Origin of the sequence: Tsukamurella sp. M9C (genome assembly GCF_020169415.1) — a bacterium.
Classification (GTDB): Bacteria; Actinomycetota; Actinomycetes; order Mycobacteriales; family Mycobacteriaceae; genus Tsukamurella.
On the sequence record NZ_JAIULG010000009.1, the window covers coordinates 92939 to 101932 of the forward strand.

General features: G+C 73.0%; 10 protein-coding genes. 7 read left to right on the plus strand and 3 right to left on the minus strand.

The features are described 5' to 3' along the window. The first annotated feature begins 50 nt into the window (after nt 1-50). Complete coding sequence (locus LB823_RS07415) at nt 51-1718, plus strand: AMP-binding protein (RefSeq protein WP_224646119.1); 1668 nt, start codon at nt 51-53, stop codon at nt 1716-1718. 58 nt (nt 1719-1776) lie between these two features. Here the strand turns inward: LB823_RS07415 and LB823_RS07420 are convergent, their stop codons facing one another. Beyond that, nucleotides 1777-2358, minus strand: coding sequence for a TetR/AcrR family transcriptional regulator (locus LB823_RS07420; RefSeq protein WP_224646120.1), 582 nt, complete (start codon nt 2356-2358; stop codon nt 1777-1779). A gap of 94 nt (nt 2359-2452) precedes the next feature. Here LB823_RS07420 and LB823_RS07425 point away from each other — a divergent pair, with 94 nt between their 5' ends. Both LB823_RS07425 and LB823_RS07430 read left to right on the plus strand, forming a co-directional pair. After that, nucleotides 2453-3628 (plus strand): FAD-dependent oxidoreductase, encoded by a 1176-nt coding sequence (locus LB823_RS07425; RefSeq protein WP_224646121.1) that lies wholly within the window; start codon nt 2453-2455, stop codon nt 3626-3628. Nucleotides 3629-3755: 127 nt separating this feature from the next. Continuing rightward, on the plus strand, nt 3756-4751 hold the full coding sequence (locus LB823_RS07430) for an ArsR family transcriptional regulator (protein ID WP_224646122.1): 996 nt from the start codon (nt 3756-3758) through the stop codon (nt 4749-4751). 16 nt (nt 4752-4767) lie between these two features. Here the strand turns inward: LB823_RS07430 and LB823_RS07435 are convergent, their stop codons facing one another. Then, complete coding sequence (locus LB823_RS07435) at nt 4768-4974, minus strand: hypothetical protein (RefSeq protein WP_224646123.1); 207 nt, start codon at nt 4972-4974, stop codon at nt 4768-4770. A gap of 185 nt (nt 4975-5159) precedes the next feature. Between LB823_RS07435 and LB823_RS07440 the strand changes: the two genes are divergently transcribed. From LB823_RS07440 to LB823_RS07455, 4 genes are all read left to right on the plus strand, one after another. After that, nucleotides 5160-6167 (plus strand): alpha-hydroxy acid oxidase, encoded by a 1008-nt coding sequence (locus LB823_RS07440; RefSeq protein ID WP_224646124.1) that lies wholly within the window; start codon nt 5160-5162, stop codon nt 6165-6167. Nucleotides 6168-6233: 66 nt separating this feature from the next. Next, nucleotides 6234-6872: an HAD-IA family hydrolase gene (locus LB823_RS07445; RefSeq protein ID WP_224646125.1), complete on the plus strand. Its 639-nt coding sequence runs from the start codon at nt 6234-6236 to the stop codon at nt 6870-6872. Nucleotides 6873-6939: 67 nt separating this feature from the next. Beyond that, nucleotides 6940-7506 carry an RNA polymerase sigma factor gene (locus LB823_RS07450; protein WP_224646126.1) on the plus strand — a complete coding sequence of 189 codons (567 nt, stop codon included), beginning with the start codon at nt 6940-6942 and terminating at the stop codon, nt 7504-7506. Further along, on the plus strand, nt 7503-8513 hold the full coding sequence (locus tag LB823_RS07455) for a DUF4349 domain-containing protein (protein WP_224646127.1): 1011 nt from the start codon (nt 7503-7505) through the stop codon (nt 8511-8513). Before LB823_RS07450 ends, LB823_RS07455 begins: the two co-directional genes overlap by 4 nt. Nucleotides 8514-8517: 4 nt before the next feature. Here LB823_RS07455 and LB823_RS24010 read toward each other — a convergent pair whose 3' ends face one another. After that, nucleotides 8518-8919, minus strand: coding sequence for a PaaI family thioesterase (locus LB823_RS24010; protein ID WP_224646128.1), 402 nt, complete (start codon nt 8917-8919; stop codon nt 8518-8520). Nucleotides 8920-8994 lie beyond the last annotated feature (75 nt).

Sequence of the window (8994 nt, forward strand, 5' to 3'; positions counted from 1 at the left end):
CCCATCACTATATACTTGGATATCCAAGTAATCAACCGGAGGATCTGAAAGTGGCTAGCACACAGGGGTATCGAGACTTCCTTGCCGCGCGCGACCTGCTGGTCGAGCTCGCCGACGACTACGACGCGGCGCGGGAGCGCTTCAGTTGGCCGCAGCTCGACGAGTGGAACTTCGCGCTCGACTGGTTCGACCGGGTGGCCGAGAACAACGACGCCCCCGCCCTGTGGATCGTCGAGGAGGACGGCTCCGAGTCGAAGTTCAGCTACGCGGAGATGAGCGCGCGCAGCAACCGGGTCGCGAACTGGCTGCGCGAGCGCGGCGTGAATCCGGGCGATCGGATCCTGCTCATGCTCAGCAACCAGGTCGAGCTCTGGGACGTCATGCTCGCCGCGATCAAGCTCGGCGCCGTGGTCATCCCCGCGACCACGCTGCTCGCCGAGGGCGACATCGCCGACCGCATCGCCCGCGGCGGCGCGAAGCACGTCATCGTGCGGAGCGAGCTCGCCGAGCGCGTCCCCGCGGACGCGCAGGTCACCCGGATCGCCATCGGCGATCCGGTGCCGGGCTGGGAGTCCTTCGCCGCGGCGTACACGGCACCGTCGGACTTCACCCCCTCGCACGTCACGCACGCCGACGACACCCTGCTGCTGTACTTCACCTCCGGCACCACGAGCGCGCCGAAGCTGGTCGAGCACACGCATGCGAGCTACCCCGTGGGCCACCTGTCGACGATGTACTGGATCGGGCTGCGCCCCGGCGACGTGCACCTCAACGTGAGCTCGCCGGGCTGGGCGAAGCACGCGTGGAGCAACGTCTTCACGCCGTGGATCGCCCAGGCTTGCGTCTTCATCTACAACTACAACCGGTTCGACGCGGCCGCCCTGATGAAGCAGATGGAGCGGGCCGGCGTCACCAGCTTCTGCGCGCCGCCGACGGTGTGGCGCATGCTGATCCAGGCCGACCTCAGCGCCCTGGCCACGCCGCCGCGCGTCGTCGTGGGCGCCGGCGAGCCGCTCAACCCCGAGGTGATCACCCGCGTGCGGAACGCGTGGGGCGTGACGATCCGCGACGGCTTCGGCCAGACCGAGACCACGGTCCAGGTGGCGAACACGCCGGGCCAGCCGCTCAAGGACGGGTCGATGGGCCGCCCGTGCCCCGGCTACGACGTGGTGCTGGTCGACCCGGCCACCGGCGAGCAGGGCGTGGACGAGGGCGAGATCTGCCTGCGCCTGGACCCGCGGCCGCTCGGCCTCATGGTCGGCTACCACGGCGACGCCGAGAAGACCGCGAAGGTGATGGAGGGCGGCGTCTACCACACGGGCGACGTGGCCTCGAAGGACGCGGACGGCTACCTGACCTACGTCGGCCGCACCGACGACGTCTTCAAGTCGAGCGACTACAAGATCAGCCCGTTCGAGCTGGAATCGGTTCTGCTGGAGCATGATGCGGTGGCCGAGGCCGCCGTCGTCCCGGCGCCGGACGAGCTGCGCCTCGCGGTGCCGAAGGCGTACATCGTGCTCGCCGACGGCCACGCGCCGGACGAGGCGACGGCGCAGTCGATCTTCGACTACAGCCGCGAGCACCTCGCGCCCTACAAGCGCGTGCGCCGCATCGCCTTCGCCGACCTGCCGAAGACGATCAGCGGCAAGATCCGCCGCGTGGAGCTGCGCAAGGCCGAGGAGCAGGGCCTGACCTCCGCGGAGTTCCGCGAGTCCTAACAGGGGCACTCCCCGCAGCGGCGGCGATCCGGACCACCGGATCGTCGCCGCTGTCGTACTACCCGGTCTCGACCGCGGCGGCCACGACCGCAGCCACTGCAGCGTGCCACCGCTCGTCGGGGTCGCCGGCGCACCAGGCGCGCAGCGCCGCCCCGACGGCGACGTAGGCGAGATCGCCGGCGTGCGTTCCGGCCCGCAGCCGGCCCCCACGCACCTCGGCCGCGAGCTCGTCGGCGACCGCCGCCGTCACCCCCTCGAAGCCGGCTGCGTCCGCGCCCAGCACCTCGGCGGCGCGCTCGCGCAGGTCCGGTCGGGCGGCCAGCAGTCGGGCGAAGGCTGTGGCGGTGGGCTGCGGCAGCGCGTCGAGCTGCGCGCAGATCGATTCCGCCACCGACGCTTCCGGTTCTGACCGCGTCGCATCCCCGAGTTCTGCAGCGAGCAGGAAACTGCGGTCGACCGCATAGGCGGCGAGGAAGCCCTCGAAGTCGCCGAAGTGGGCGTGCAGCAGTCCGGTGGCGACGCCCGCCTGCGCGGTGACCGCACGCCCCTTCAGGCCGACCACCCCGTCGCGGAGGATCACGGCCTCGGCGGCCGAGAACAGGCGCTGGCGCGCGCCGTCGATCGCGACTCCTCTGGGCATGCGTCGATTCTACGAGTCGCGCCCGCGTCCTTGCGCCGAGTATGAACAATCGCTCATACTCGGTATGAACGCACGCTCATACCGAGAGGGAATCATGCCGGACCACATCGAACGCCCCCTGCGGATCGTCATCGCCGGCGCGGGGATCGCCGGCCTCGCGACCGCGCTCCGGCTGCACCGCGACGGGCACCGCGTCGTCGTCGTCGAGCGCGCGCCGGCCCGCCGGACCGGCGGCTACCTCGTGAACCTCCTCGGCGCGGGGTTCGACGCGGCCGATGCGCTCGGCCTGGTGCCCGCCCTGCGCACCCGCGACCAGGGCGTCTTCACCTCGCTCCTGGTCCGGGCCGACGGCTCGACGAAGCTCACCATGCCCGCGGCGCTCGCCGAGCAGTCCTTGGGCTCCCGCGCGCTCACCGTCTTCCGGGGCGACCTGGAGGACGCGCTGCACGACGCCCTCGACGGGGCGGTCGAGATCCGGTTCGGCACGACGGTCACCGGGGCCGACGAGGCCGACGGGCTCCGCGTCACGCTCAGCGACGGCACCGTCCACGACGCAGACCTGCTGGTCGGCGCTGACGGCCTGCACTCCGGGGTCCGCGACCTCGCCTTCGGGCCGGCGCCCGAGTTCGTCCGCGATCTACAGCACGCCGTGGCGGCCTTCCCACTGGACGCCGCGCCGAACGGCCTTCCGGAGCAGACCGCCAGCACCTTCATCGACGTGGGCCGCACCGCGGCGGTATTCCGGCCCCGTGAGCACGCACCGTCGGCCTTCTTCACCTACCGCACCCCGACCGCCGAGGCCGACGCGGCGGGCTCGCCCGCCGACGCCCTCGCGGCGCACTTCGGCGATCTCACCGGCCCGGTGCACGAGGCGATCCGCGGGGCCGCCGGCGCCGAGGACGGCTACTTCGATTCCGTGTCCCAGGTGGTCATGGACGCGTGGAGCAGCGGGCGCGTGGTGCTGGTCGGCGATGCCGCGTGGTGCGTCTCCCTCTTCGCCGGCCACGGCGCCGGCCTCGCCCTCGCGGGCGCCGATCGTTTGGGGCGCGCGCTCGCGGAGCACCCCGGGGACATCGGCGCGGCACTGCATGCATGGGAGGCCGGGCTGCGCCCGGAGGTCGCGCAGCGCCGGCGACAGGCGCGCGCCGGGATGGCGCGGTTCGCGCCGCCGAGCAGGCTGCATCTCGGCGTGCAGAACCTGATGATCCGAGCGCTGACGGCGCCGCTCGTGGGCCCCGCACTGCTGCGGCTGATGAGCAGGGCGCAATGACGAACGCGGTTACCCGCGAGTAGCACGCACTCGCTCCCCGCGAATCCCCAGGAAGCCCTCCGGGCTAACGCTGTTAAGTCGTGAACCGGGGGCGGCGGGGCCGGTGCGACCCTAAGCTGGGCGTCTCATGCTCACCTACGTGCTGGACGTCCGCGATCTCTCGGACGTGCGCTTCGTCCTGGCGCCGATGAACGAGACCTCGCTGAGCCTGTTCCACCTGAACACGACGCACGAGAGTTCCGCCCACCTGAACCGGTGGCGCAGCAACGCGCAGGCGCAGCGGGACCGGTACGACCACCGGCTCGTCAGCGCACTGGTGGCACCGTCGGGGAACGCGATCCCGGATTTCCTCACGCCGATGCCGGAGCCCGGCAACGCGCGGCCGTCGCTCGACGACGGACTCGCCGCGATCGCGGCGACCGATCCGGCGCTGATCCATGCGCAACTGGACGACCTGCGGGAGGGCGACGATCCGTCGCCCGCGCTGGCGCGCCTGCTCGACGACCCCGAGCGGGCGGGGCCGCGGATCGCCGGGGCACTGGAGCGCTACCACCGGGTGGTCATCGCACCGATCTGGCCGTCGGTGAACCGGATCCTGGAGTCGGACATCACGTTCCGCGGGCGGGAGCTGGCGATCGGCGGGCCGACCCAGCTGTTCGCCTCGCTCAACCCCAACCTGGCGTGGGATCGCGACGGACGGTTGCGCCTGGATCTGGCATACACGCGATCCGGCGAGTACGCCTCCGCGGGCCGGGGGCTCATCCTGATTCCGAGCGTCTTCCTGACACGTCTGGTCAGCGCGCATTCACCGGAGACGGCGACGCCGCACGCCGGCTATCCGGCGCGCGGCAGCGCGACCCTCATGGAGTCGATGCGGGAGGTTCCGCCGGGCGCACTGCGGCGGCTGATCGGCGGAGCGAAGGCGGACGTGCTGCACGCCCTGGTCGAGCCGATGGCGGTCAGCGAGTTGGCGCGGCGACTGGAGGTCACGCCGTCGGCGGCGTCCCAGAGCCTGCGCGTGCTCCACGAGAACGGACTGGTCGACCGGGCCCGGAGCGGGCGCGAGGTGCTCTATCGGCGCACGCCGGACGGTGACCGGTTGGTACGCGGCCACCGCGCCTGAGATCGAGCGGGGAGGATCAGAAGCGCAGCGCGGCGGGGCCGGTGTACTCGGGGTTGGCGGTGACGAAGCGCTGCAGGGCGGCACGCAGGCCGGCGGCGGCGAATCCGGAGCGCGGAGCGGCGGTGGGCTTCGCGGCGTCCTCGTGGATGTCCGCGAGGCGGGCGTAGACGGTGCCGGCGGTCGGGTCGGCGGTGAGGCTCTTGAAATCACGGTAATTGGTCATGACCAAGAGTCTCCCGGCCGCGCCGCCGCGCCGCCAATCTTTAAGTGATGACCTAAAGTGTGATCGGGGACACTGTGCGCCGTAACACATTCGAAGCGACTGTGAGATCGTGAAGCCCCGCCCGGCCGCGCCAGCGTGCCGGACACCGCGCGGCCTCAGTGCCACAAATCAGGGGGAACGACCGGATGATCGAACTCGCGCAGCAGGCCGAGCAGGTAGTCCCGCCCGACGTGTGGGCGTACCTGATGCGCGGCGCGACCGTCGGCGAGTCCCCTTGGGAGCGATGGCGATTCACGCCGCGCGTGCTGCGCGACGTGAGGTCCATCGACACCACGACCACCGTCCTCGGCGACTGGCGCTCCCCCATCGGCGTCGCACCGACGGCCTTCCACCGCCTCGTCCACCCCGGCGCCGAGGCGGCGACCGCCCGCGCCGCGGCCGAGTGCGGCGCCCCGTTCGTCCTGTCCATACGCGCGACCACCCGGATCGAGGAGGTCGCCGCCGCGGTGGGCGGCCCGTGGTGGCAGCAGGTCTACCTCATGCGCGACCGATCCATCACCGACGCGCTGGTGCAGCGGGCCGCGGCGGCCGGCGCGACGGCGCTGGTGCTCACCGGCGACACCCCCTACGTGGGCCGCTCCGGCGGCCGCGGGCTGCCGCCGCTGGGCGACGACGTGGCCCTGGTCAACGTCGCGCAGCACCTGCCGCCCGGGGCCGACGCGTGGGCCGCGATCGAGCAGGACGCGGGGGCCGTCCTCGAGGACATCGGGCGGCTCGCCGACCTGACGGGGCTCCCGGTGATCGTCAAGGGTGTGCTGCGCGCCGACGAGGCCCGACGGTGCGTCGACGCCGGCGCGGCCGGGGTGTGGGTGAGCGATCACGGCGGTCGGCAGCTGGGGCGCACCGTCGCGCCCGCGCAGGCGTTGCCCGGAATCGCGGCGGCCGTCGGCGCCGACGCGACCGTGCTCGTCGACGGCGACGTCCGTGACGGTCTCGACGCGCTGGCCGCCCTCGCCCTGGGCGCGGACGCCGTCTTCGTGGGCCGGCCGATCCTGTGGGGCCTGGCGGTCTCCGGCGCCGACGGTGTCCGCTCGATTCTGGCCGGCCTGCAGGAGGAGCTCCGGCACGCGATGGGGCTGGCGGGCGCCGTCCGCCTCGACGAGCTCACGCCGGACCTCGTCGTCCCCCGCTGATCCGCACCGCCGCTCCCCGCGCCGTCCGTATCGTTGGGCCCACACGCCCATCTCAGGAGGACATGCATGCTCACCGGTCGCGCTCTGCTGCTGGACATGGACGGCACACTCGTGGATTCGCACGCCGTCGTGGAACGGTGCTGGAGCCGGTGGGCGCGGGAGAAGGGGCTCGACCCCGCGGCGGTGCTGGCCGTCGCGCACGGCCGCCAGGGCCACGCGACGATGGCGGAGCTGCTCCCGGACCGCCCCGTCGAGGTCAATCTCGCGGAGAACCGCGAACTGCTGGCGCAGGAGACCGCCGACACCGAGGGCATCGTCCCCGTCGCCGGGGCGCCCGCCTTCCTCGCCGCGCTCGACGGTGCGCCGCACGCCCTGGTGACCTCCGCGGACGTCCCGCTGTCGACGGCGCGGATGGGCGCCGCGGGCCTGCCCCTGCCCGCGGTGCGCGTGACCGCCGAGGACGTGCGCGCGAGCAAGCCCGACCCCGAGGGCTTCCTCCGCGGCGCCGCGCTCCTCGGAATCGATCCCGCCGACTGCATCGTCTTCGAGGACTCGGAGGCCGGCATCGCCGCGGGCAAGGCCGCCGGGATGCGGGTGGTCGGGGTGGGCCCGGGGGCGGCCCGCTTCTCCCCCGACGCGCAGGTCGACGACCTGACGAAGGTCGCGGTCACCGTCGACGACGAGGGCATCCACCTGACGCTCTGACCGGCACCGTCGGATCCGGGTGAGACGGTCGGCCGCCCCGGCGACATAGAGGGGTGTGACGTCCACGATGAGAACCGACGAGTCCGCGGACCGGACCCTCCTCGCCCGCGCCGCGGGCGGCGACGGGTCGGCGTTCGCGGCGATCCACGACCGCCACGTGCGCCCCGTCTACTGGCAGGCGTACACCGTATTGCGCGACGCCGACGCCGCACAGGAAGTCGCCCAGGACACCTTCCTCACGCTCTGGCGCCGCATCGACTCGGTGCGGATCGTCGACGAGTCGGTGCTCCCGTGGTTGCTGACCACCGCGCGGTACACCGCGCTCAACGCGGGGAGACGACTCTCCGCGGTCCGGGACAGATCGGCGCCGCTCGACGACGCCGAGCCACCGGGGGCGGCTCCGTCGCCCGAGGACGAGGTGCTCGCCGCCGAGATCCGCGCGCTCATCGCCGGCGCGGTGAGCGCCCTGTCCCCCACCGACCAGCGTCTTTACCGCCTGTGCGTGGAGGACGAACAGACCTACGAGCGGGCCGCCGCGGAGGTGGGCGTGACCCACGCCGCCGTGCGCAACCGCGTCTCCCGGCTGCGCGGCCGCCTGCGCGCCGACCTGAGCACCCTGAGGGAGCAGTCATGACCACCCGGATCACCCCCGACGACATCCTCACCGACGACCGGCTCTCCGCCATGCGCGCCGCCGTCATGACCGAGGTCGGCGACGACCTGCAGGCGCGCCGCAGCCGTCGCAAGCACCGGACGATGGGTATCGCCGCGGCCGCGGCGATCGCGGTCGTCGCCGTGGGCGGCGTCGTCGCGAGCCAGTTCCAGGGGGGCACGAGCGATTCGGCCTTCTACCAGCCACCTGCACCCCAGGCCGGGGGCCGCGGGGCCGCGGAGTCCGCGCCCATCACGGGCGGCCAGGCCGCGGTCGCCCCCGCGCCGAAGGCGGCGCCCACGACGGGGCCCGCCGCGCCGTCGACCCCGGCGAACGCGCCGGCGGACCGTCAGGTGATCACCACCGGCACCGTCGACGTGACGAACGCCGATCCGGCGTCGGCGGCCAGGGAGCTGGCCGCGACCGCGGAGCGCCTCGGCGGACGCGTCGACGCGCGCACCGAGACCGGCGGCGAGAAGGCCCGCGCGAAGCTCACGCTGCGGGTGCCGAACGACAAGGTGAACGAGCTGGTGGAGAAGATCGGCGGGCTCGGCGACGTCGGCTCCGTGCAGCTGGAGCACGAGGACGTGACCGGCACCGTCGTCGATCTCGAGGCGCGCATCCGCGCGACCCAGGTCTCCGTCGACCGGCTGACGGCGATCCTCGCCAGGGCCGACACCACCGACCAGGTGATCGCGGCGGAGTCCGCACTCACGTCGCGCCAGCAGGAGCTCGAATCCCTGCAGTCACGGCGCGCGTCGATCGGCGACCGGGTCTCCCTCTCGACGGTGACGGTGTCCATCGAGAAGCCGACCGTCACCGCCGACCGGTCGGGATTCACGGGCGGCCTGCAGAACGGCTGGGACGCACTCCTCGCCGCCGGACGGTGGCTCTTGGTGATCGTGGGCGCGGTGCTGCCGTGGGCCGCGGTGCTGCTGGTGCTGTACGGCCTCTACCGGGCGGTGCGCCGGTTCCGGCCCCGCTCCTGAGCGGCTAGGAGGGGACGACGAGCGCGCGGGCCGTGGCGAACCGGGGCCCGCGCGCACCGTCGACCTCGATGAAGAAGTCGGCCTCGGAGAAGCTCTGCTTGCTGCCGGGCTTGATCACCCGGCCGACGGCGAGGAAGGCCTCGCCCTGCGCGGGACGCAGGAACTGCGTGTCCATCTGGGTCACGAGGCCACCCGCACCGGGGTGCATCGCGAGCGCGTAGCCGCACGCGTTCTCCAGGACGCCGGCGATGAGCGCGGCGTGCAGGCCGCCGACGTTCTGGCACAGGTCGTCGCGGCGCTCGAGCCGGAGCACGACCTCGTCGAGGTCGGCGCTGAGCACCTCGATTCCGGCCCACCGGTTGAACGGCAGGGAGGCGTTGTAGCTGACGAGTTCGTCGAAGGTCACCCCAGCACTATCGCACCCCGGCGTTCAGCGGCCGGTCGCGGCGAGCACCGGGGCGGGCGTGGGGCGCGGCACCGG

What these genes read in the sequence shown, in the direction of transcription:
- LB823_RS07420 (WP_224646120.1), bottom strand. Translation starts at nt 2,358, where the DNA reads ATGCCCAGAGGAGTCGCGATCGACGGCGCGCGCCAGCGCCTGTTCTCG.
- LB823_RS07455 (WP_224646127.1), top strand. Translation starts at nt 7,503, where the DNA reads ATGACCACCCGGATCACCCCCGACGACATCCTCACCGACGACCGGCTC.
- LB823_RS07445 (WP_224646125.1), top strand. Translation starts at nt 6,234, where the DNA reads ATGCTCACCGGTCGCGCTCTGCTGCTGGACATGGACGGCACACTCGTG.
- LB823_RS07440 (WP_224646124.1), top strand. Translation starts at nt 5,160, where the DNA reads ATGATCGAACTCGCGCAGCAGGCCGAGCAGGTAGTCCCGCCCGACGTG.
- LB823_RS07450 (WP_224646126.1), top strand. Translation starts at nt 6,940, where the DNA reads ATGAGAACCGACGAGTCCGCGGACCGGACCCTCCTCGCCCGCGCCGCG.
- LB823_RS07435 (WP_224646123.1), bottom strand. Translation starts at nt 4,974, where the DNA reads ATGACCAATTACCGTGATTTCAAGAGCCTCACCGCCGACCCGACCGCC.
- LB823_RS07425 (WP_224646121.1), top strand. Translation starts at nt 2,453, where the DNA reads ATGCCGGACCACATCGAACGCCCCCTGCGGATCGTCATCGCCGGCGCG.
- LB823_RS07430 (WP_224646122.1), top strand. Translation starts at nt 3,756, where the DNA reads ATGCTCACCTACGTGCTGGACGTCCGCGATCTCTCGGACGTGCGCTTC.